This window comes from Thiosocius teredinicola (genome assembly GCF_002009425.1).
Lineage (GTDB): Bacteria > Pseudomonadota > Gammaproteobacteria > Chromatiales > Chromatiaceae > Thiosocius > Thiosocius teredinicola.
On the sequence record NZ_CP019936.1, the window covers coordinates 1,722,351 to 1,743,931 of the forward strand.

Genomic DNA, 21,581 nt, shown 5'->3' on the forward strand with positions numbered 1-21,581 from the left:
CGATTCAAGGTCGTGCAGCATGCCTAGTTGAACAACTGCTAAACCATGCGTCGTTACAGCGAATGGAATGCATTGATGTTCTTGTCAGGCGCGTGCCGTTGGTGGCGGGTGTCGTCTGAAATTCGGATGATTTCCGATAGCGGTTGGAGGGCATCGAGCCGTCGTTCGGTGAGAACTTGGGGATGGCTTTTGTAAAGGCACGATGTTCGGCTTTATTTTGAACTGCTTCTCAAATCTGAAAATCGGTGCGCGAGGGATAGTCGTTAAATGCCTGATTTAAGGAAGCTTTTGGTGAGTTGTGGGAATCAAGGGCTGACTTCTGCGATAAAAAATCGTTATATTAGGCAATGTTAAAGTAATGCCCTGCAGGGTCGATAGCTGAAGCCGGCCGAAACCCACCGCCATGGCATTGCGACGGTTGCTCGTCACGAGCGCTTACCGAGAGGAAGTCTGAGCTTGGTGCACGCGTCGTGCTACGCCAATGGTTGGTTGGGACACTCCTCTTAGTAGGTGCATTGGAGGCCCGAAACTTTTCCCGACTCCAAGACAGAGACAACACAACGAAATGAACATACGAACAAGACTGCTAGCCATCTTTTTTCTCATGGGTGCCGTGATCCTGGCGTACGCGCTCGCGGTGAGCTCACTGAGCAATCGCCAGGTACAACTGGTTGACGAAACCCTGCTCAAGAACAGCCAGGCGCATGCACTGGCGAACTCGCTGATGATCCAGCTGCAGAAAACCCGTCGCTACGAGAAGGAATACTTCATCTACGTCGGTCATACCGCGAAGAAAGCCAAGTACATCGGCGAATGGACCGAGTCGATGAACAAGGTCGACGTCATGATCAAAGCGATGATCGACGATGCGGACGGTTTGTTCGACGACAATGATGCGATCGAATTCATCGAGTGGCAGAAAGCGATCGCGTTCTATCGCAGCGAGTTCGAGAAGATCATCGAGCGTTATGCCGGGCTGAACGAGGTCGGCGAACTGGCAGCGGTTGCCTCGACCCAGCACACCGTGGATGCAAACACGCAGATCGCCGATGGCAAGAATCGACTCAAGCTGGTGTTTTCAGGGCTGGATACGCTGGAGGCGAAGAAAGATACCGAACTTGTTGCGACGCGCGCCAGCGTGCAGGACAGCGCCGACATGATCGCCTATCTCACTTACGGCGCCGGCCTGCTTGTACTGGTGACGATGCTGATCGGCGTGATGACGCTGGATCGCTCGTTCATGGGCAAGTTCCGCAAGATCATCGATCAGACGCGCTCGATGCGCGATGGCGATATGGGCGTGCATTTCCAGAAGACCGGCATCAACGAGCTCGATGAACTAAGCGCCTCGCTGGAGATCATCAAGACCAAGTTGCTGCGTCGTAGCTGATAACGTCATAGCAAAACCCAAAGAAACCCACCGGCGAGGCCGATCAGCGCCTGCCGGTGGGTTTTTTGTTGCCCGGTCGCGGCAGCTTACTCGCCAGCGATGGCGATGCGAAGACTGTAGCCGTGTTTGTCGAATCCGAGTTTGTCGTAGAAGGCATGCGCTCGCTCGCGCTTGAGATTGGACGACAAGGTCATCTTGTAGCAGCCCGCTGCGCCACACAGACGCATCGCCTCCTCGATCATCGCCGTACCGATGCCGAGCCCCTGTTGCTCGGGGGTAACCACGATATCTTCCAGCACGCCTGAAGGCGTCCCGCAGTGACCGAGGTTCGGCATGATCATCAGGGCAAAGGTGCCGACGATCTGCTGTTCGTGAACGGCGACATACAAACCGTAGCCGGGTAGGGCGTTGATCTGGTTGAAGACAGCCTGCGCAGCCGGGAGCGTCAGCACCTTGCCGTCGTCCAATTCGGGTTGGCTGTACAGATCCAGGATGGACGGAAGATCGGCTTCGGTGGCGGCTCTGAAGGAGATGTCGATCATCACCGTGTCAACCTGATGAATTTAGAACCCGATCGCATGATCTACGGTGCAATGCCGAAAAGCCATAGGCGAAACCACTCGAGCAACATAATGTTGTCATTGTCAGCCATGACAATTCAGCGACAATCAATCGCCGAGACAAACCACGATGCCGATGCGCGACCCCGTTGCCGAGATTCTTCACCTGTTCGAGCGCCACGGACAGGGCCACTATGGCGAAGCCGTGACCCAGACGCAGCACGCGGTGCAAGCCGGCGCGCTGGCGATTGCCGAAGGGCATCCCGATGATGTCGTGATCGGCGCTTTCCTGCACGACATCGGGCATCTGATGGTCAACGAGGTGCCGGAGGCGCAACGTGATGCAGCCATCTACCGTCATCAGCAGATCGGTGCAGACCTGTTACGTGAGCTGGGGTTCTCAGAACTCGTGATCGATCTGGTGGCGACCCACGTCGACAGCAAGCGCTATCTGACTGCGGTCGATCCAGACTATCTGGCGACTTTGTCTCCCGCCAGCGTCGAGAGCCTGGCGTTCCAGGGCGGGCCGATGAGTGCAGATGAAGTGAGCGAGTTTCAAGCCCGTCCGGATATGTACCTGCACGTTCGATTGCGCCATTGGGACGACCTGGCCAAAGATCCGCACAACGACAAAGTCGACATCGCACCTTTCGTGTCGCGCATGCGGGACCATTTTCGAGGTCAAGCCGGCGCGGCAGATTGATCGCAACCTGACGGTAGCGATTGGGCGTCAGATCTCTATCACCAGACCATCGTAAGCAACCGTTACCTCGTCGGGTAGCCGATGGTCGTGCTCCATCAGCCAGCTATCCAGTTCGTGCCCGATATGTGTGAGCAGATTGCGTGGTGACTTCAGCGACTCGATGGTGGCCAATGCGCGTGTCAGATCGTTGTGATTGCGCGGGGCGGCGTCGCGCGGCGGAAAGCTGCAGTCGATGATCACTGCAGCGAGCGTTTGATCTTGTAATCGTTCTGCCGTAGCGTCAGGTAGACCGACGGTGTCACAGAGATAAGCGACCGTTAGTCCGGCATGTTCGATCAGGTAGCCGAATGTCGGTTTCGAGTGTGTCAATGGCAAGGGTGTCAACCTGACCTCGCCGACAGTGAAAGGCTCGAATGCCGTTGCCTTGTTTCCGAAATCGAGAATACCGGGGTGTTTGAGCAGATCGCCGCAGCCCTCCGGGTCGTCCGGTCCGATCACCGGGACGTGCTTGCCGGTTCCCCAGCGGATCCGGAACAGGCCCTGCACGTGGTCGGTATGGTAGTGGGTGAGCACCACCTTGGTCACACGATCCATGAAGGGCTGGGTTGCCAGTTCGGGCAAGCCGGCATCGAGCAGAATCACGCTGTCGTCGGCCTCGATCAGCAGACAGGCAGAGTGGCGCCTGTAGGCCGCCGAGAGCGTCGCACGTTCACAGGCCGGACAGTCGCAGCCGAACAGCGGTACGCCGCCGGCGTTGCCACTGCCGAGAAACGTCAGCTTCATTGCTCGTCTTCCGACAGCAGCCTTATCACTTGCTGGCCCGCCCGCTGCAGGCTGCCGTTGTTGTCGATGCATGTCAGGCGCGTGTGGTCGACCAATGCATCGCGCTCGCTGGCCAACAGCAGGCGTCGTTCGACCTCCACCCGGGTTTCCCGGCCGCGTGCGGTGAGTCGTTGTCGCAGGATCTCCGGGTCGGTCCTGATCAAAATTGGATGAAGGTTCGGGAAAAGTGCTGCCGCCTTGTCGAGGTAGGTGCGAGAGCCATTGACAACGGCATGCATGCCGCGCTGCATCCATTCCTTGATCTCGATGCCGACGCCATACGAGAGACCATGGCTGCGCCAGTGCATGGCAAAGCAGCCTGCTTGCAGCCGACGGGCGAATTCGTCGGGAGTGAGCGCGACATGGTTCTCACCACCGGCATCCGCAGGCCGGGTGATATAGCGATGGGCGAACAGCACGGATGCAGCCGTCGGCAGGTTGTCGCGCGCATAGCGCATGATACTGTCCTTGCCTGCACCAGACGCACCGATGATATAGAACAGTTTCGCGCCCACCAGAATATCGGTGCGTCTCAGGGTCAGACGACGCGTGTGCCCTGGCGCCATACCTGTCTCACTACCGGCACATCATCCACGCAACGCACACGTATCAGGTCTGCCCGCTTGTCCACGGCGATGCTGCCGCGGTCGTGCAGGCCGGCGGCGTCCGCGGGGTTCAGATTGACCATGGCCACGGCTTCCGGCAGTTGGATGTGATCGATGTGCTGTGCAAGGACGAACGCGGCGTGCAGCAGGCTGTTCGGTACGTAGTCTGACGACAGGGTATCCAGCAGACCCTGTTGCGCGAGTTCACGTGCCGATACATTGCCCGAGTGCGAAAAGCCGCGCACGACATTCGGTGCGCCCATCAACACGTGCAGGCCGTGGTGGCGTGACGCGTTGGCTGCGCCCACGGTTGTCGGGAACTCGGCGATACTCATGCCGTCGGCAACCGCTTCTTCGACATGCTCGATCGTCGCATCGTCGTGACTGGCCAGAGACAGGCCGCGTTCGCGGCACATCTCTGCAATGGCCGCGCGATGATGGCGGCCGAGACGCAGGCTGGTCTCGGTCTGACGCTGGATCTGCGCCTCCATCTCCTCATCGCTCAGCTTGTACTTGCCCTGGTAGTACTCGCGGTACTTGTTGATGTCGGCGAACTGCCGCTGGCCGGGCGAGTGGTCCATGACCGATACCAGCTTGACGAGCGGGTCGTCGACGATCGACGTGAAGTTTTCCAATGTCGGCTCATAGGTGACCTCGCAGCGTATATGCAGCAGGTGCTCGGCGCGCGTGAGATCGGACGCATGTGCCTGGCGAACGGCCTCGGTCATGTGCCTGAAGCGTTGGATGCGAGATGAACCCTGGATTACGTCGCCTGTCGCCACGGCATTGAACACGGTGGTGATACCGGCGCTGGCAACCGCCGCATCGTGGGCAAAGATCGCCGGCATCGCCGGCCAGCTCACGGTCGGACGCGGGCTGAAGTGCTTTTCGAGATTGTCGGTGTGCAGTTCGATCAAACCGGCGATCAGGTAGTCGCCGTCGAGGTCAACAACGCTGGGCAGCTGACTGTGACCCTCATCGACCGCCTTAATTTTGCCGTCGTGCAGGCAGACCGTACCTTTGATGACGCAGTCCGGCATCACGATCTGTGCGTTGCTGAGAACTGTCTCGCTGTTCATGCGGCCATACTCCGTAGTTCGCCGGTACCCATATCCAGTCGGTGCGTACCGACGTTTTCGCGCACTTCGGCGTCGTGGAAAATACCGATCAGGGCTGCGCCGCGTTGCATCGCAGCGTGCATCAGGTCGATCACGACCTGGCGGTTGGCGGCGTCGAGCGACGCAGTCGGTTCATCGAGCAGCAGGATCGGATAATCGGCGACGAAACAATGCGCGATGTTGACGCGCTGTTGTTCGCCGCCGGAAAAGGTGCTTGGTGCAAGCGACCACAGACGCCGCGGGATGTTGAGTCGGTCGAGATAGGTCTCTGCCTGTTCCCGGGCTTCATTGGCCGGTACGCCTTGGCGGCGCAGTGGCTCGGCGACGATATCCAGGGTGCTGACTCGGGGGATGACCCGCAGGAACTGACTGACATAACCCAGGGTTCGCCGCCGGATGTCGAGTATCTGGTGCGACGCAGCCGTCACCATGTCGACCCATGCCTCATCGTGACGCACCAACACCTGACCCGATTGCGGGAGATAGTTGGCGTATAGCGAACGCAGCAGGGTGCTCTTGCCGGTGCCGGATTGACCGTGCAGCACGATGCATTGACCGCGTTCGATGCTGAACGACACGTCGTCAAGCACATCGAGACGGATGCCGCCCTGGTTGTGCAGGGTGAAGTGTTTGTGCAGGTCTCGTGCTTCGAGCATCATCGAGTCCATCGGCGACCTCATGGTTGCAGTACCGATGAGACCAGCAACTGCGTATAAGCATGTTGCGGATCGTCCAGTACCTGGTCGGTCAGTCCCGTTTCCACGACTTCGCCACGGCGCATGACCATCAGGCGATGTGCCAGCAGGCGGGTTACGGCCAGATCGTGGGTGACGATAACGGCGGACAGTTGCAGATCGGTGACCAGGTTGCGCAACAGGTCGAGCAGGCGCGCTTGCACCGAAACGTCCAGGCCCCCGGTCGGCTCGTCCATGAACACCAGCCGCGGGGTGGTGACCAGGTTGCGCGCGATCTGTACCCGCTGTTGCATGCCGCCGGAGAAGTTCTTCGGCAGATCGTCGATGCGGGCGGCGTCGATCTCGACACGTCCGAGCCAGCGCTGTGCTTCGTTGCGAATCCCGCCGTAGTGCCGGGCGCCGACAGCCATCAAACGTTCGCCGACATTGGCGCCGGCGCTGACCCCCATGCGTAGCCCATCGCGCGGGTTTTGGTGCACGATGCCCCAGTCGGTGCGCATCAGCATGCGTCGCTGCGCCTCGGACATAGCAAACAGGCTCTGCATACCATCGTGGCGCGTGGCGTATTCGACACTGCCGCTACTTGGTGAGAGCTGGGCCGACAGGCAGTTGAGCAGCGTGCTTTTGCCGGAGCCCGATTCGCCGACGATTCCCAGGACCTCGCCCGGATGCAGTTCGAAGCTGACATCGCGACATCCCAGTTGTTCGCCGTAGTATTTGCTCAGCCGTGTGACGCGGAGTAACGGCTCGCGGGTGTTGCTGTTCATCGTTCGGATTCCGGGTGTGGGTATGCCGCCGGCGTGATGTCGTCACCGCTGAATCCCTGATCGCGGCGTTGTGCGCAGTACTGGGTATCGGAACAGACGAACATGCGACCACCACGGTCGTCGGTGATGACCTCGTCGAGGTAGCTATGGTCGGAGCCGCACAGGGCGCAATGCTGCTGCCATGACTGCACCTCGAAGGGATGGTCTTCGAAATCGAGGCTTCTGACCTCGGTAAACGGCGGAATGGCGTAGATGCGTTTCTCACGACCGGCGCCGAACAGTTGCAGTGCCGGGTTCATGTGCATCTTGGGGTTGTCGAACTTCGGAATCGGCGACGGCGACATGATGTAGCGGCCGTTGACCTGCACCGGGTAGTCGTAGCCGGTGGCGATGCGACCGAACTGGGTGATGTCTTCGTAGAGCTTCACGTGCATCACGCCGTACTCCTGCAAGGCGTGCATCTTGCGCGTTTCACTTTCACGCGGCTCGATCCAGCGTAGCGGCTCTGGGATCGGTACCTGGTAGACGAGGATCTGGCCATCCCGCAGCGGCACCTCGGGTATCCGGTGGCGCGTCTGGATCACGCTGGCCGCTGAGGTCTGCTCGGTGGTTGCAATGCCGGCGGTACGCGCGAAGAAGCGACGAATGCTGACCGCATTGGTCGTATCGTCTGCGCCCTGGTCGATGACCTTCAGGGTGTCGTCGGCGCCGATCACGCTCGCGGTTACCTGAATGCCGCCGGTTCCCCATCCGTAGGGCAGAGGCATCTCGCGGCTGCCGAACGGCACCTGATAACCCGGCACGGCGACGGCCTTGAGGATCGCGCGGCGGATCATGCGCTTCGTCTGCTCGTCGAGGTAGGCGAAGTTGTAGCCGTCCATCGGTGCGCTTGCGGCGGTGCCGTTCATGCGGCACCTCCGGCCTTACGCTGGGTGGCGTCGTCATGTTCATCGGCTGCACGCAGGCGACGTACCAGATCGAGTTCGCCCTGAAAGTCGACGTAGTGGGGTAGCTTCAGGTGCTGCACGAACCCTGATGCCTCGACGTTGTCGCTGTGGTAGAGCACGAACTCTTCGTCTTGCGCGGGCGCCGATGTGTCTTCGCCCAGCTCGCGTGAACGCAGCGCACGGTCGACCAGGGCCATGGCCATCGCCTTGCGTTCACCGTAGCCGAATGTGAGTCCATAGCCACGCGTGAAGCGCGCCTTTTGTTCGGCGTTGCCTTTGAACTGGTTGATCATTTCGCATTCGGTGATGACGATGTCGCCGACGTCGATCGCGAAGCCGAGCTCCTCGGGCACGATTTCGACGCTGACTTCGCCCATGCGGATCTCACCGGCAAAGGGATGGTTGCGCCCGTAACCACGCTGCGTCGAGTAGCCCATCGCCAGCAGAAAGCCTTCGTCGGCACGGGCGAGATTCTGCAGTCGGATGTCGCGCTCGGCGGGGAACGTCAGCGGTTCCCGCGTCAGGTCGCCGACCGGTTCATCTGCGTTGGCGTTTGCTTCGGTCTCGATCAGGTCTTCGTCGTTCAGCACGTCGGTGACCCGCGGCATCGCCTGCTGCGTCGCGTCGACCTTTGACGCCGGATGAGAAGACTCCGACTTGGTGGCGTCGCTATCAGCCGCGGTGTCGCCTTCGGCGGCCAACGCGAAATCGAGCAGTCGGTGGGTATAGTCGAATGTCGGCCCGAGGATCTGCCCGCCGGGGATGTCTTTGTAGGTCGCCGAGATGCGACGTTCGACATGCATCGCGTCGGTGTCGATCGGTTCGCTGACCGCGAGGCGGGGCAGGGTGGTGCGATAGGCGCGCAGCAGAAAGATTGCCTCGATGACGTCGCCGCGCGCCTGTTTGAGCGCGAGCGCCGCCAGGTCGCGGTCGTATACCGAGCCTTCAATCATCACGCGGTCGACCGCCAGGCTGAGCTGTTCGCGGATCTGATCGACGCCGATCTCGTCGATCGCGCGGTCGCCGCGGCGATCGCTGGCCAGCAGCCGGTGCGCATTGTCGATGGCCTTTTCACCACCCTTTACGGCTACGTACATGTCAGGCCTCCAATCGCGTGCTGCGCGGTAATGCAGCCAGGCGATTACCGCTGGTCAAAATGAAATCGACACCGCGTGGAAAAAGCGTTGCGTTGTCGGCCACCCGTTGCCAGAGACCGGCCGGCGCGCCGGCAACTTCAAGCTCGATGACTCCGTCGATACCGGGGCCGATCAATCGCTGACCGCCATCGTTGGCGATGCCGGTAACATCAATGATGACGGTCGCTGCCTGTTCCGGATGTTCGTCCGTGCCGATATGAATCTGCGCAGTGCGATCGAATGCCTGTGCCTCGCCGAACAACAGGTATTGCGCACGCTCCGCTGCATCCGCAATCGGGCAGCCGCAATGAAAAGCCAGAAATTCGCGCGATTCTGAGGCTGCACTATCCAGCCAGACGGGTGTTTCAAAGTCGAGCAATGCGAGCGCGATCTGTGTCGCGGCGGCAGACAGGCCGTTGTTCGGTGCTATGCGCGAGTCCGGCAGCGTGACAACGAGGCCGGGGCGCGACATCGCCTGCAACACATGGCGAAAAACTTGCTGTGACTGGTGCACCGGGTTGTCGAACCCGGTAGCGAGCACGTCGCTTGCTTGAGGCATCTCAGTCGTCCCCCCGTACCAGCGTGAAGAAGTCCACCTTGGTTTTTGCGACCTCGCCGGAACGTGACCGCCGAGCCTGTTCGATGGCCTGCTGCAACGGCGCGACGGTCGCCGCCGGCAGGCTGCCGTTGAGCAACAAGGCGTCGGCTACGGCAGCCAGTTCGGCGCGCCGCTTGTCACGCCCGCAGATATAGGCGACGCCGGTTGTCTTGTCGGCGAGTTGTATGACACAGCGGGTCATCGTCATCTCACCCAGGTTGAACGCCCGGCCGTTGCCGCCCATGCGACCGCGCACTTGGCACAGCCCCGACTCCGGGGGACGTGGCAGGCTGTAACTCGGCTTTTGCGGTGCGTCGTCAATCAACGACTGCAACTGCGCCAGCGAACTGCGCGCGAGGGTCGCCATCCAGGCGCGTCGCTGCGTTTGTTGTGTTGAGGTTTCACTCATGTGCTGTTCAGACAATCCAAATATTTGTATAGACAAATGTTGTCTATACAATTACGCTGCCACGGTGACTTCCGCAAGGACGTTTCGGTGAATTTTTTTTGACAGACGAGGCGTATGTTCATGGTTGTGTCAGATAACGCTGCTTCACTGCCTGTATGGCGCCAGATTCAAAACCGTCTGAAGGCCGCCATCCTGGACGGCACCTATGCGGCCGGTGAACGCATTCCGACCGAACATGCGCTGGCGAGCGAACTGGGTGTCAACCGCCATACCGTGCGGCGTGCCATTTCCGGCTTGACCGAGCAGGGCCTGTTGCGGGTCGAGCAGGGGCGCGGCATGTTCGTGCAGGAGAACGTGCTGTTCTATCCGATCGGAAAACGCACGCGCTTCACCGAAACGGTCGAGCGGCAGAACCGGTCGCGCGGCCGTCGCATCATCGCTGCCGACACCGCCAAGGCGGATGCCAAGGTGGCGCAGGCGCTCGGCATGCTGCGCGGGCGGGCGGTCATCCACCTGCGCTCGATCGCCGAGGTCGATGGGCGCCCGGTCAGCGTGTCGGACGATTTTTTCAATCGCGCGCGTTTTCCCGATATGGCGGGACATGCGCTCGACACCCTGTCGATCACGGAATCGTTGCGCCTGTGCGGCGTCGATGACTATTTCCGCAAGGTCACGCATGTAACGACGCGTATGCCGAAACGCGATGAAGCAGAGCAACTGCGCCAGCCGCTGAACCGCCCGGTGCTGGTCACCGAAAACATTGACGTGGACGTTGATGACAAACCGGTTGCCTTTGGCTCGACAATCTGGAGCGGCGACCGCGTGCAACTGGTCTTTGAAAGCTGACGTGCACGTCCGGTTAAACGGGCGCATCGCGGGGTCGGTCGAGTTCCCAAGAGATTCACGCAGCAACACGTTGACGCGATGTGTAGACCGGTTGGCCGGCGACGAAGGTTGTGATGACCTCGGGCAGGCCGGGCTCACGGTCATCGACGATCAGCACGTCGGCACGCATGCCTTCTCGTAGCGACCCGCGATCCGTCATCCCGGTTGCGGCCGCCGGCCAGCTGGATACCAGGGGCCACAGCTCCGCTAGCGTCTTGTCGGTCCGTTCAACCAGTTTGAACAGCGCGACCAGCAGCGATGGGTAGTAATAGTCCGACGTCAGGATGTCACAAACGCCATCGCGTACCGCGCCGGTTGCACACAGGCGGTCGCAATGGCTACCGTCCCGTACGACGTTGGGTGCGCCGAGGATCACGAAGTCGCCCTGGTCTTTGGCGGATCTGGCAACCTCGGTGCTCACGGGAAACTCGCACAGGCGCACGCCCAGTTCATGGAACCATGAGCGCATCTCGATGGTTTCATCGTCATGCGACGCACACGGGATGCCCGCATCGCGTGCCGCTTGAGCCAGTCGGGCGATCGCGGGCGGCACATCGGCGGCGCGCGAAATCACGTCGTTGAAAACCCCGATGAACGCGTCGTGAGTCAAACCTGTCCGATTGGCGTATTCATTGATCTTGCGGCGGTTGTCGGCCGCGATGTGCTGACCGATGTGGGCGGCATGGTCGTTGAAAGCCAGCAGATCGACACGTCCGTCGTGCAGCAGGTCGGAAACGTCTCGCTCGCCCGCCAGGTTAAAGGTCTCCCAGCGCAGGTGCACGCGCGTGTCGCAGCCGAGGTTGGGCCTTTGTTGTTCTATGGCATCGATCAGAGAGAGTGCGGTTTCGCGTCCTCGCAGCCCGGGTTCCCATGAGTAGGTAATGCCGTGGAACGCGGTGGTGATGCCGTTGGCGAGCAACTGCCGATCGGTTTCACGCAGCGCCAGATCGACCGGGAAATGAACCCCGGGGCGCGGCAGAATCTGGCGCTCGAAGGCATCGCCGTGCAGGTCGATGATGCCTGGCAGAATCAACGCGCCCTGCGCGTCGATGGTTTGCCCGGCCGATGCCGGACCATTATCAGCGGAGCCGGCAATCACGCCGTCGCGGAGTTGCAACGGGACCGACGCGATGTGGCCTTCGCCCGTCAGCACCCGACCGTTGATGATCGTGAAATCCATCGGTCAGATAACCAGTTTGCGCAGGCGCTGCGAAAGGATGTCGAGCAGGCTGACGCTGACCACGATGATGACCATGATCGCCGCAGTTTCTGCATAGTAGAAACCACGAATCATCTCGTACAGTGGCTGGCCTATGCCGCCGGCGCCGACGATGCCAAGCACCGTCGCCGAGCGCACGTTGGATTCGAAGCGGTACAGCGAATACGAAATCCACAGCGGCAATACCTGTGGGATGACGCCAAAGATGACTTCCTGCAGTCGGCTCGCGCCGGTGGCGCGGATACCTTCAACCGGACGGGGGTCGATCGCCTCGACCGCTTCGGAAAACAGCTTGGCGAGTATGCCGGTCGTATGCACGAACAGTGCGAGCACGCCGGCAAAGGGGCCGAGACCGACCGCTACGACGAACATCATCGCAAATACCATCTCGTTGATGGCGCGCGCGGCGTCCATCAGTCGGCGGACGGGTTGGTAGATCCACCACGGCACGATGTTCTCTGCCGACAACACGCCGAAGGGGATAGACAATACGACAGCGAGTACCGTGCCCCATACGGCGATCTGAATGGTGACCATCATTTCTTCGACGTAGTCGGTCCAGTTCGTGAAGTCGGGCGGGAAAAAGCCCTGCAGGAACGAACTCATGTTGCCCGCTTCGCTGAACAGCACGCCCGGCGCCATTTCGGCGCCCTCCCAGGACCACACCAACACGGCGAGTGCAGCGGCCCAGCCGACGTAGTAGGCGAGCGATTTCTTCAGATCCCGCTTTGGGAGTTCCAGTTTGCCGGTGGCGGTAGCGGTGTGATTCATAGCGATGTTATGGACGTTGGCGGGTGGCCTCCCCGGCCGGAAGCCGGGGAGGTGCCGCGCGCAGGGGTGCGCACGGCCAGGGGCGTCTTAGTTGGCGGCGACGCCCATCGAGCTGCTGATCAACACTTCGAGCTCGGCGAGCTTGGCGTCGATCTCGGCGATCTTTGCCTTTTTCTGCTCAGCGCTCATGTTGTCGTTGCCTTCGATCTTGAGCTTGTCCTTGAACAGGGCGAGCTGACGCACCGGGTACAACTGGGCGTTGTTGGAGTCGGTGTAACCGCCGCCACCGGTACCCAGGTCGGCAAGACGCTGCTGCTGTGCCGCGGCCTTGTCACCGAGACGGCCGTAACCGAGGAAGAACGATTTGATCTTGGCCTTGAGCGGCTTGCTCAGGTCCTTGCGATAAGTGATCGGATCTGCCGGGATCAGCGGTGAGGTCCAGACGATCTTGATCTTCTCGGCGGCATCCGGGGCAGTGACCTTGGAGCGTGCTACCTGCTCCGAGTTGTTCGACGCGGCGTCCACTTGCTTGTTGGCGACCGCCAGCAGGTTGGTCTCATGGTTGGCGTTGCGGACGGTTTTGAAACATTTTTTCGGATCGACGTTGTTCTGTGCGAACACGTAGTAGGTCGGTACCAGGAATCCCGACGTGGAGTTCGGGTCGCCGATGCCGAAGTTCTTGCTGCCGTCGCACTTGAGCAGATCGTCGAGCGAGTTGATGTCCTTGTTGGCGACGTTGGTGATGATGTGCGAGTAGTAGCCCTGGGTTCCGTCGGCCTTGATCTCTTGAACGAATACCTCGGCACCAGCACGATCGACGGCCTCGATAGCCGATTTATTGCCGTACCAGGCGACGTGAACCTTGCCGAAACGCATACCTTCGATGATGCCGGCATAGTCCGAAGCGAAGAACGGTTTTACTTTGATGCCGATCGCGTCTTCCATGTCCTTGAGAAAGGGCTCCCAGGACTGTTTCAGGTGGATGGTCGACTCGGTCGAGATGATTCCGAAGTTGATGACTTCGGGATCGCCTTCGAGCGCCTTGAAGTTTTGTTCGGCGACGGCTGCGCCGGTCAGCAGCAGCGCGGACAACGCGCCTTTCAGCAGGGTCTTCATCATGATTCTATGCTCCAGGTGAATGTGGGCCGGGTTTCAATTGCACTAACTGGCAGAGGCGTAGACGACGTCGGTGTCGAACGCGTCGTCGTAGTCGTCATCGTCGGCGGTGTTCTTGCGGGTGCCGAGGATGAGTTCTTCGCTGTCTTCTCCGTACAGCTCGGTGAGAAATTCGGGGGTCAAGGCCTCGCTGGTGCCGTCATAGACGACTTCGCCGTCGCGCATCGCCAGTGTTCGCGGGCAGTAGTGGATTGCATACGACACTTGATGCAACGACACGATGACGCTGATGTCCGCTTGGTTGATCGCGGCCAGCGCCTTCATCACGCGTTTTGAGGACGCGGGATCGAGTGAGGCGATCGGTTCGTCAGCCAGAATGAGTTGGGCACGTTGTACCAGGGTGCGCGCGATCGCGACGCGCTGCTGTTGGCCGCCCGACAGTGTCGATGCGCGCTGATCGGCAAAGCGTGCCATGCCGACCTGGTCGAGCGCTTCCATGGCGGCAAGTTTCTCGGTTTTGTTGAACCACCCGAGCGAGCCCCGGTTTACCGGAATCCGACCCAGCAGCCCGAGACAGACATTGGTAAGCACAGAGAGGCGCTCTATCAGATTGAATTGCTGGAATATGAAGCTGGTGTCGGCGCGCTGATGTCGTTTGCCGCGACGGATACGACCATTTCGCTGCACGGTTCGCCCGTTGACCTCGACAATGCCGGCGCCGTTCTTCGCGTCTCCAGCGGCAAGGCCGGCGACGTGACGTAGCAGGGTGGATTTGCCCGAGCCCGACGCCCCGATCAAAGCGACCATTTCGCCACGTGCGATATCCAGGTTGATATTCTTCAGTGCGGTCTGCGCGCTTGATCCCCGGCCGAACGTTTTGTTCAGCTGCTGAATGCTGATTGCTTTGGACATGGCTCGGCCTCCGTCTTATGTAACTATTCTCCCGGCGCAGCCATGACTCCCGCGTTTACGAACGATGACAAATCGGTTACCGGCCATGATTTGTCTATACAACGTTGCTGATTGGTTGGTGCGTCGCGGATCGATCTCTGTCGATCGAACGCCTGTCACATCGTGCGGGTAGTTTTTGTTGGTTTACCGGTATCGAAAATCGCCGAATCATGCAGCGACAGCGCGTCAGAATCGTCACGCTCAACACCTGGAAAGGGGAGCGCGATTATGCAAACCGCTTGCGGTGTCTTGCCGACGGCTTGGCGCGGATCGAACCCGATGTCGTTCTTCTGCAGGAGGTGCTGGTGGCATCGGCGGGAGAGATCGATACTGGCGTGTTCCTGGCGAGAGCACTCGATATGTATCTGTGTTTCGCACCTGCGCGTCGCAAGCGGCGTCGGGTGGGAGAAAGATCGGTCGACTGCTATTCCGGACTCGCGATATTGAGCCGCTTACCGCTGTCGGCCACGCGAATCCTGGCGCTGAACAGCAACCCGCGCGATGGCGAGCGTGTCGCCTTGTGGGCGGAATGCCACCTCGGATCGGTTGTGGTGGGGCTGCTCAACGTTCATCTGACCCACCTCGATCCCGGCGATCGTTTACGCGCGCAGCAGGTGGGTCAGCTTGTCGATTTTTTGGATACCAGGGTCACAGATTTGTGTGTGTTGGGCGGTGATTTCAACGCCGGCGTGCATTCACCTGCGCTGCACAGATTGGCCGGACGGGACGATGCGATTTCGGTCTGGGACGAATGCAACGCGGGCAATGACCTCAACACATTGAACTTCGACGGCCGCGGATGCATCGATCATCTGTTTCGCTTCGGTGGCGGTGTATTGGGTATTCGCTGGGCTGCGCTATCTGTCGCCCTCGACCGGCCGACATGCGATGGCAGTTTCGCCAGTGACCACGCCGCTGTCGTGGCCGATCTCGATCTGCCGGACGGGGTGGATGTATGCGCATGACGGGGAAACGCTGATGCTGTGGAGTGTGTCGATCGACGTCGAGCAACCTGACCTAAGAGTTGGGGACAAACCGCCGTTGCTGCTGCAGCCGATACCGCCGGGTGAATGGTTTCAACGGGTTGCTGCCACTCGGTATACCAACGCGGCGCTGGCCGGCCGACTGACGGCGGATGCGTTGTCGCAAGGCGCAATGCTGCTGTGTGCCGTCGACAACCGTGCACTGTCGATCGGTTTCGACATCGAACTGACGATGGACAGGCCCGACGCTTCGGTGTGGCGGCAGCCAGACAATCGCTATACACGTGCAACGATCGGGTTGGTCGACACGGCGAGATCGACCGTTGCCCATTGCGCAAACCAGGCAGATGCGGTGCGGGCGCTGGTCGAGCATGCCGCCGTACGATTCGAATACGCCCACCCCAAACAACGATTCAACGATGCGACTGCTGAGATGCCCCTGGTATGTGGTACGGCGCAAGGCAGTTGCGTCGACATGCATGGCTATATCATGGCGATGGCCAAAGCCGTCGGCCTCAAAGCGCAATACCTGGCTGGGTATTGGGTTCATCCGGAAAAATCGCAGACCCACGACATGCATTGTTGGCTCATGTTCGAGGCCGACGGCGACATTGTGTACTGGGATTTGGCGCATCATCTGAAGTGGCGGGTGCCGGAGCTTGCGCCCGCACTCAATCCCGCTGGTGGCAGGCGGGTACTGATGAGCCACGGGCGCGGTCTGGTGTTTCATACGCCCTACGGTTGCGTCGAAGTCAGTCATTTCTCAGAGCCGCTCTGGATAATGCCCGATGGCTCGATCGTCGAGCCGCAGATCACCGTCAGGATAGATGGGCCACACATGAACTGAGTGGTCATCGAGATTGCGCGCCCTCGACGGTCGATCTGACTTGGACGCGTTTGGCGTTGACGACGCGCCGACCGGGATATTGAGCTTTCATCGTCTCCCTGCCTGTTCTTTGCGCCCGGTCATTCGCACTACCTGCCTGGCTGTGTTATTGATTCGAGGGAACTTGAACGAATGATCTGAAGATGTGCGAGTTATTTGCGATGTCGAGCCGATCGCCGACCAGTGTCGGGTTCTCGCTCGAACGCCTGACGCGTCGGGGCGGTGCCGAAGGCCCGCATCGCGATGGTTGGGGCGTGGCGTTTTATGCCGGTCCCGATGCCTTGTTGCTGCGCGAACCGAGTGCCGCGAGCGAGAGCGACCTGGTGAAGTTCATCGAGCAGCACGGTCCGCCGACGCAGCGGGTGATCTCGCATATCCGCCTAGCGAGCTTCGGCGAGCGCGCATTGCACAATACGCAGCCCTTCGTGCGAGAACTCGGCGGACGTGCCCACGTGTTTGCACACAACGGCGACCTGCCGGATCTGCTCGGCAAGGTGCCACTGCGGCATTCGCGCTTCCGTCCGATCGGTGAGACTGACTCCGAAGTCGCATTCTGCAAGCTGCTCGATGGCCTGGCGCCACTTTGGGATGAGGCCGGGGGCGGTGTGCCGGACCTGGCAAAGCGGCTGCAAACCGTCGCCGATTTCGCCGCGCAGACACGCGAACTCGGCTCCGCCAACTTCATCTATTCCGATGGCGATGTGCTGTGGGTCCACGCGCATCGCCGCACCGAGCCCGACAAGGAGATGGTGTTGCCGGGTATGTTCGTGCTGACGCGCAGCTGCGAGGAAGCGACGCCCGACCTGTCGGGGTCCGGGGTCACCCTGTCGCCGGTTGCGCAGGCATTGACCCTGGTGGCCAGCGTACCGCTGACCGACGAATCGTGGGAGGTGCTCGCAGAGGGGGAGATTCTCGCGATCCGCGATGGCGAGATTGTCGAGCGCCGCATCGGTCGATAAGACCGGCCGTCAGGTACCTTCCCGCCAGCTTGCGAGATACTGTGCCTGCTCGTCCGTTAGTTCATCGATGGCCAAACCCATGGCGGCCAGCTTAAGAGCGGCGACTTCGTTGTCGATCTCGGCGGGTACGCGATGCACCCCTGCCGGCAGGGCATGGTCGCGCAGATAGGCGACGGCGAGCGCCTGGTTGGCGAAGCTCATATCCATCACCGCAGCGGGGTGTCCTTCGGCGGCTGCGAGGTTCACCAAGCGGCCTTCCGCCAAAAGGCGTACACGTCGTCCATCGTTGAGCCGGTATTCGTCGACATGCGGCCGCGGCCGGGTAACCTCGACCGACATCGCCTGCAGCGCCGGGATATTGATCTCGACATTGAAATGCCCGGAGTTGCCGATCACGCAGCCGTCCTTGATCGTCTCGAGGTGGGTTGCATCCAGCACGTGTTTATCGCCGCTGGCGGTGATGATGAAATCCGATTCGGCGGCCGCCTGACGCAATGGCATCACACGATATCCGTCCATCGCCGCCTCGAGCGCGCGCACCGCGTCCACCTCGCAGACGATGACGTGTGCGCCGTGTCCGTGGGCGCGGTTGGCGATGCCGCGTCCGCACCAGCCGTAACCGACGACGGTGAAGGTGCGGCCGGCCAGCAGGATGTTGGTCGCGCGAATAACGCCGTCCAGGGTGCTTTGGCCGGTGCCGTAGCGGTTGTCGAACAGGTGTTTGGTATCGGCATCGTTGACGGCGATTACCGGTATGCGCAAGGCGCCGTCGGCCGCCATGGCGCGCAGTCGGATCACACCTGTGGTGGTTTCTTCGGTGCTGCCGACCACATCGTCGAGCGTTGGGCCGCCGCGCTTGTGCAACTCGCTGACCAGGTCGGCGCCGTCATCGAGCGTCACTTGCGGTCGGTGGGCGATAGCCGCATCGATATGTTGGTAGTAGCGCTCGTTGTCTTCGCCGCGCACAGCGAACACCGGTATGCCGAAATCGTGCACCAGTGCGGCCGCCACGTCGTCCTGCGTGCTCAGTGGGTTGCTGGCACACAAAGCGATATCGGCGCCTCCTGCTTGTAGTACGCGTGCCAGGTTGGCGGTTTCCGTCGTGATATGCAGGCAGGCGCTGACGCGCAGCCCGGCGAGCGGTTTGTCGGCTGCAAAATGTTCGAACAATGTCTGCAGTACCGGCATCTCCGACCAGGCCCAATCGATGCGTCGACGGCCGCCGTCGGCGAGAGACCGGTCTTTGATGTCGCAGTGCATGATGGGTACGCCTCGCGTTTGTTCACGACGAGCCGGCCGGCGTGTCGAACGGTGTTCGATGGCGACCGTGTTTTCACTACTATGCTTATAGTAGATCGAGACTTCGTCCAATACGGTTTGCGGCATGTCAAGCAAAACACATGAAGCCGACAGCATGTTGCAGGCAATCAACGACGATGTGGCCCTCACACGTCGTCAGACGGGCCGGGATGCGTTGGCTCCCGCCGTGATCGACGCGCTGCGCCGCGTGCCGAGGCATGCGTTCGTCGACGACGACCTCAAGGACCATGCCTATGACAACCGACCGTTGCCGATCGGGCGCGGGCAGACCATCTCGCAGCCGTTTATCGTTGCCTTGATGACCGAGCTGGCCGAGGTCGGCAAGGGTGCGCGCGTGCTCGAGGTGGGTACGGGTTCGGGTTACCAGTGCGCGGTTCTGGCCGAGTTGGCCGATGAGGTGTACTCGGTCGAGATCGTGCCGGAACTCGCCGAAAATGCGGCGCGCAGGCTGAAATCACTCGGTTATCGCAATGTGTCGACCAAGTTCGGTGACGGTTACGAGGGTTGGCCCGACAAGGCGCCGTTCGACGCGATCATCGTGACCGCGGCGACGCCACTGATACCGCCACCGCTGATCGAGCAACTCAAGCCCGGCGGCAGGCTGGTGTTGCCGCTGGGCCAGCCGCATTTCAGCCAGGAGCTCGTACTGTTGCGCAAGAACGCGCACGGTGAGATCGAAACCCACAACATACTGCCGGTAGCGTTCGTACCGCTGACAGGCCAACATGCACGCGGCGATTGATGTTCGCCAAACGGAGTCCTGCAGCGCGAGTACCAGGTGTCGGCGCTGCCGGTACCATCTTCTCCATCGCCGACCGTGGGTATCCGTCGAATGACAGATTCAACGTTCGAAAACCGTGTGTCGCAACAGATCTGGGACAGCCGCTACCGCTACCGGCTCGACGGTGTGGTGCAAGACCACACTTTGCAGGACAGCTGGCAGCGTGTGGCCGCGGCGTTGGCGAGTGTCGAGCCATCGGACCAAGCGCACTGGCAGGAGCGCTTCTATGCACAGTTGAATGCGTTTCGCTTTCTGCCCGGAGGGCGGATTCTTGCTGGTGCCGGCACCGGTTTCGACGTGACCCTGTTCAACTGCTTCGTCATGGGGCGCATCGAAGATTCGATGGAAGGCATCTTCGAGGCCTTGAAGGAAGGCGCGATCACGATGCAGTCCGGGGGCGGGGTCGGTTACGATTTTTCGACCCTGCGTCCGTCGGGCGTGCCGGCCTGGCGGGTCGGCGGTACGGCGTCCGGGCCGGTCTCGTTCATGCGCATCTGGGACAGCATGTGCGAGACCTTGCTGTCCACGGCCGCACGGCGCGGCGCCATGATGGCGACATTGCGCTGCGATCATCCGGATATCGAGGCGTTCGTCGACGCCAAGCAGCAGACGGGCCAACTGCATAATTTCAACCTCTCGGTATTGGTCAGCGATGCGTTCATGCAGGCGATGCACGCAGACGATGAATGGCCGCTGGTGTTTCCGGCAGACGGTCTCGCCGGCGGGCAGCATGCCGGCAACGCGATCATTGAGCGTGAATGGCCCGGCTATGCAGGCCGCGTGCCCTGCGTGGTGTTGCGTGTCTTACGGGCGCGGGCGCTGTGGGACAGGATCATGCAGGCCAGCTTCGAGAGTGCTGAACCCGGCGTGTTGTTCGTCGATAGGATCAACCGGCAGAACAATCTTGCTTACCGCGAGCGCATCAGCGCCACCAATCCGTGCGGTGAGATCCCGTTGCCACCGTATGGCGCCTGCAACCTGGGTTCGATCAACCTGGTTCAGTTCGTCCTTCATGCGTTAACTGCAGAGGCGCGTATCGATCTGGACGGCATCGCCCAGACCGCTGGGGTTGCGGTACGCATGCTCGACAATGTCATCGACCTGTCGCGTTTTCCGTTGCCGGCGCAGCAAGAGCAGGCCCGTGGCAGCCGCCGCATCGGTCTCGGCATCACCGGGCTGGCGGATGCGCTCATCATGCTCGGTCTGCACTACGGCAGCGATGCGGCACGGCAGCTTGCCGCGACGATCATGCGCACCGTGTGCCACGCCGCCTATCGTGCATCGGTGGCGCTGGCAGAGGAGAAGGGCAGCTTTCCGTTCTTCGAGCGCGATGCCTTGCTGCAGCAGCCGTTCATCAAGTCGTTGCCGCAGGACATTCAGCAAGGCATACGCAGCAGCGGTCTGCGCAACAGCCACCTGACGGCCATTGCCCCTACCGGCACGATCAGCCTGCTGGCCAACAATGTGTCCAGCGGTATCGAGCCGGTGTTCAGTTTTGAGCACCAGCGACAGATCCGCGACAACGACGGTTCGCCGCAGTGCTTTGCCTTGTACGACTACAGTCTCGGGCTATGGCGCCGGCAACGTGGTGAACAGTCGCTGCCCGATTACTTTGTCGCCGCTCACCAATTGACGCCGGAAGAGCATCTGCAGATGCAGGCGGCATTGCAGCCCTATGTCGACAATGCGATCTCGAAGACCGTCAACATCCCCGAGGATTTCGCTGTGGCCGATTATCAGTCGGTGTACGAAGACGCCTATCGTCTTGGACTCAAAGGTTGCACCACCTTCCGGCCGAATCGTGTGACCGGTTCCATCCTCGAGGCGTCTGCCGCCGGGCCGGATTCGCATTGCTGCGGGGTGGATCGCAGCGACGACTGACCTCGCCCTGGTCACCCGATATGCCCGAAGGCCGCGGGTCGATTACAATCGGCAGGCCAGACCCGCGTTTAACGACGCG

Annotated in this window: 23 protein-coding genes; 8 read left to right on the top strand and 15 right to left on the bottom strand. The window is 60.9% G+C overall.

What is annotated here, in order from left to right; genetic code table 11:
• Positions 1-565 precede the first annotated feature (565 nt).
• Entirely contained in the window at positions 566-1,390 is an 825-nt protein-coding gene (locus B1781_RS08315) for a hypothetical protein (protein ID WP_125931971.1), read from the top strand.
• 86 nt (positions 1,391-1,476) lie between these two features.
• Here the strand turns inward: B1781_RS08315 and B1781_RS08320 are convergent, their stop codons facing one another.
• The gene (locus B1781_RS08320) at positions 1,477-1,932 is read right to left on the bottom strand and encodes a GNAT family N-acetyltransferase (RefSeq protein WP_078119222.1); all 456 of its coding nucleotides are present in this window, start codon (positions 1,930-1,932) and stop codon (positions 1,477-1,479) included.
• Positions 1,933-2,080: 148 nt separating this feature from the next.
• Here B1781_RS08320 and B1781_RS08325 point away from each other — a divergent pair, with 148 nt between their 5' ends.
• Positions 2,081-2,653, top strand: a complete 573-nt coding sequence (locus B1781_RS08325; protein ID WP_078119223.1) for an HD domain-containing protein — start codon at positions 2,081-2,083, stop codon at positions 2,651-2,653.
• Between the two features lie 27 nt (positions 2,654-2,680).
• Here the strand turns inward: B1781_RS08325 and phnP are convergent, their stop codons facing one another.
• The 9 genes from phnP to phnG are packed head-to-tail and all read right to left on the bottom strand — an operon-like array spanning position 2,681 to position 9,750.
• On the bottom strand, positions 2,681-3,436 hold the full coding sequence (phnP, locus tag B1781_RS08330; protein WP_078119224.1) for a phosphonate metabolism protein PhnP: 756 nt from the start codon (positions 3,434-3,436) through the stop codon (positions 2,681-2,683).
• Positions 3,433-4,041: a phosphonate metabolism protein/1,5-bisphosphokinase (PRPP-forming) PhnN gene (gene phnN, locus B1781_RS08335; RefSeq protein ID WP_078119225.1), complete on the bottom strand. Its 609-nt coding sequence runs from the start codon at positions 4,039-4,041 to the stop codon at positions 3,433-3,435. Before phnN ends, phnP begins: the two co-directional genes overlap by 4 nt.
• A complete protein-coding gene (locus tag B1781_RS08340; protein ID WP_078119226.1) occupies positions 4,014-5,159 on the bottom strand; it encodes an alpha-D-ribose 1-methylphosphonate 5-triphosphate diphosphatase in 1,146 nt (381 codons plus the stop codon). The genes phnN and B1781_RS08340 overlap by 28 nt, the downstream gene beginning before the upstream one ends.
• Complete coding sequence (gene phnL, locus B1781_RS08345) at positions 5,156-5,878, bottom strand: phosphonate C-P lyase system protein PhnL (protein ID WP_078119227.1); 723 nt, start codon at positions 5,876-5,878, stop codon at positions 5,156-5,158. Before phnL ends, B1781_RS08340 begins: the two co-directional genes overlap by 4 nt.
• Positions 5,875-6,660: a phosphonate C-P lyase system protein PhnK gene (phnK, locus tag B1781_RS08350; RefSeq protein WP_078119228.1), complete on the bottom strand. Its 786-nt coding sequence runs from the start codon at positions 6,658-6,660 to the stop codon at positions 5,875-5,877. The genes phnL and phnK overlap by 4 nt, the downstream gene beginning before the upstream one ends.
• On the bottom strand, positions 6,657-7,568 hold the full coding sequence (locus B1781_RS08355) for an alpha-D-ribose 1-methylphosphonate 5-phosphate C-P-lyase PhnJ (protein WP_078119229.1): 912 nt from the start codon (positions 7,566-7,568) through the stop codon (positions 6,657-6,659). Before B1781_RS08355 ends, phnK begins: the two co-directional genes overlap by 4 nt.
• On the bottom strand, positions 7,565-8,704 hold the full coding sequence (locus B1781_RS08360) for a carbon-phosphorus lyase complex subunit PhnI (RefSeq protein ID WP_078119230.1): 1,140 nt from the start codon (positions 8,702-8,704) through the stop codon (positions 7,565-7,567). Before B1781_RS08360 ends, B1781_RS08355 begins: the two co-directional genes overlap by 4 nt.
• 1 nt (position 8,705) lies before the next feature.
• Complete coding sequence (phnH, locus tag B1781_RS08365; RefSeq protein ID WP_078119231.1) at positions 8,706-9,302, bottom strand: phosphonate C-P lyase system protein PhnH; 597 nt, start codon at positions 9,300-9,302, stop codon at positions 8,706-8,708.
• Position 9,303: 1 nt separating this feature from the next.
• The gene (phnG, locus tag B1781_RS08370) at positions 9,304-9,750 is read right to left on the bottom strand and encodes a phosphonate C-P lyase system protein PhnG (protein ID WP_078119232.1); all 447 of its coding nucleotides are present in this window, start codon (positions 9,748-9,750) and stop codon (positions 9,304-9,306) included.
• 120 nt (positions 9,751-9,870) lie between these two features.
• Here phnG and phnF point away from each other — a divergent pair, with 120 nt between their 5' ends.
• Positions 9,871-10,596: a phosphonate metabolism transcriptional regulator PhnF gene (gene phnF, locus B1781_RS08375; RefSeq protein WP_164513308.1), complete on the top strand. Its 726-nt coding sequence runs from the start codon at positions 9,871-9,873 to the stop codon at positions 10,594-10,596.
• Between the two features lie 55 nt (positions 10,597-10,651).
• Here the strand turns inward: phnF and B1781_RS08380 are convergent, their stop codons facing one another.
• From B1781_RS08380 to phnC, 4 genes are all read right to left on the bottom strand, one after another.
• Positions 10,652-11,815, bottom strand: coding sequence for an alpha-D-ribose 1-methylphosphonate 5-triphosphate diphosphatase (locus tag B1781_RS08380; protein ID WP_078119234.1), 1,164 nt, complete (start codon positions 11,813-11,815; stop codon positions 10,652-10,654).
• Between the two features lie 3 nt (positions 11,816-11,818).
• Entirely contained in the window at positions 11,819-12,625 is an 807-nt protein-coding gene (gene phnE / locus B1781_RS08385; protein WP_078119235.1) for a phosphonate ABC transporter, permease protein PhnE, read from the bottom strand.
• An 87-nt stretch (positions 12,626-12,712) separates the two neighbouring features.
• Entirely contained in the window at positions 12,713-13,744 is a 1,032-nt protein-coding gene (gene phnD / locus B1781_RS08390) for a phosphonate ABC transporter substrate-binding protein (RefSeq protein WP_078119236.1), read from the bottom strand.
• Between the two features lie 42 nt (positions 13,745-13,786).
• The gene (gene phnC, locus B1781_RS08395) at positions 13,787-14,653 is read right to left on the bottom strand and encodes a phosphonate ABC transporter ATP-binding protein (RefSeq protein WP_125931972.1); all 867 of its coding nucleotides are present in this window, start codon (positions 14,651-14,653) and stop codon (positions 13,787-13,789) included.
• A gap of 209 nt (positions 14,654-14,862) precedes the next feature.
• On the opposite strand from phnC, the gene B1781_RS08400 reads away from it, so the two are divergent.
• From B1781_RS08400 to B1781_RS08410, 3 genes are all read left to right on the top strand, one after another.
• Entirely contained in the window at positions 14,863-15,657 is a 795-nt protein-coding gene (locus B1781_RS08400) for an endonuclease/exonuclease/phosphatase family protein (RefSeq protein ID WP_125931973.1), read from the top strand.
• Positions 15,581-16,522, top strand: a complete 942-nt coding sequence (locus B1781_RS08405) for a transglutaminase domain-containing protein (protein ID WP_078121979.1) — start codon at positions 15,581-15,583, stop codon at positions 16,520-16,522. The genes B1781_RS08400 and B1781_RS08405 overlap by 77 nt, the downstream gene beginning before the upstream one ends.
• A 182-nt stretch (positions 16,523-16,704) precedes the next feature.
• Positions 16,705-17,520 (top strand): class II glutamine amidotransferase, encoded by an 816-nt coding sequence (locus B1781_RS08410; protein ID WP_078119238.1) that lies wholly within the window; start codon positions 16,705-16,707, stop codon positions 17,518-17,520.
• Between the two features lie 9 nt (positions 17,521-17,529).
• On the opposite strand, the gene ahcY is transcribed toward B1781_RS08410, so the two are convergent.
• Complete coding sequence (gene ahcY / locus B1781_RS08415) at positions 17,530-18,780, bottom strand: adenosylhomocysteinase (protein ID WP_078121980.1); 1,251 nt, start codon at positions 18,778-18,780, stop codon at positions 17,530-17,532.
• Positions 18,781-18,904: 124 nt separating this feature from the next.
• On the opposite strand from ahcY, the gene B1781_RS08420 reads away from it, so the two are divergent.
• Both B1781_RS08420 and B1781_RS08425 read left to right on the top strand, forming a co-directional pair.
• Positions 18,905-19,582: a protein-L-isoaspartate(D-aspartate) O-methyltransferase gene (locus B1781_RS08420; protein WP_125931974.1), complete on the top strand. Its 678-nt coding sequence runs from the start codon at positions 18,905-18,907 to the stop codon at positions 19,580-19,582.
• A 90-nt stretch (positions 19,583-19,672) separates the two neighbouring features.
• Entirely contained in the window at positions 19,673-21,502 is a 1,830-nt protein-coding gene (locus tag B1781_RS08425) for an adenosylcobalamin-dependent ribonucleoside-diphosphate reductase (protein ID WP_078119239.1), read from the top strand.
• Positions 21,503-21,581: the final 79 nt, after the last annotated feature.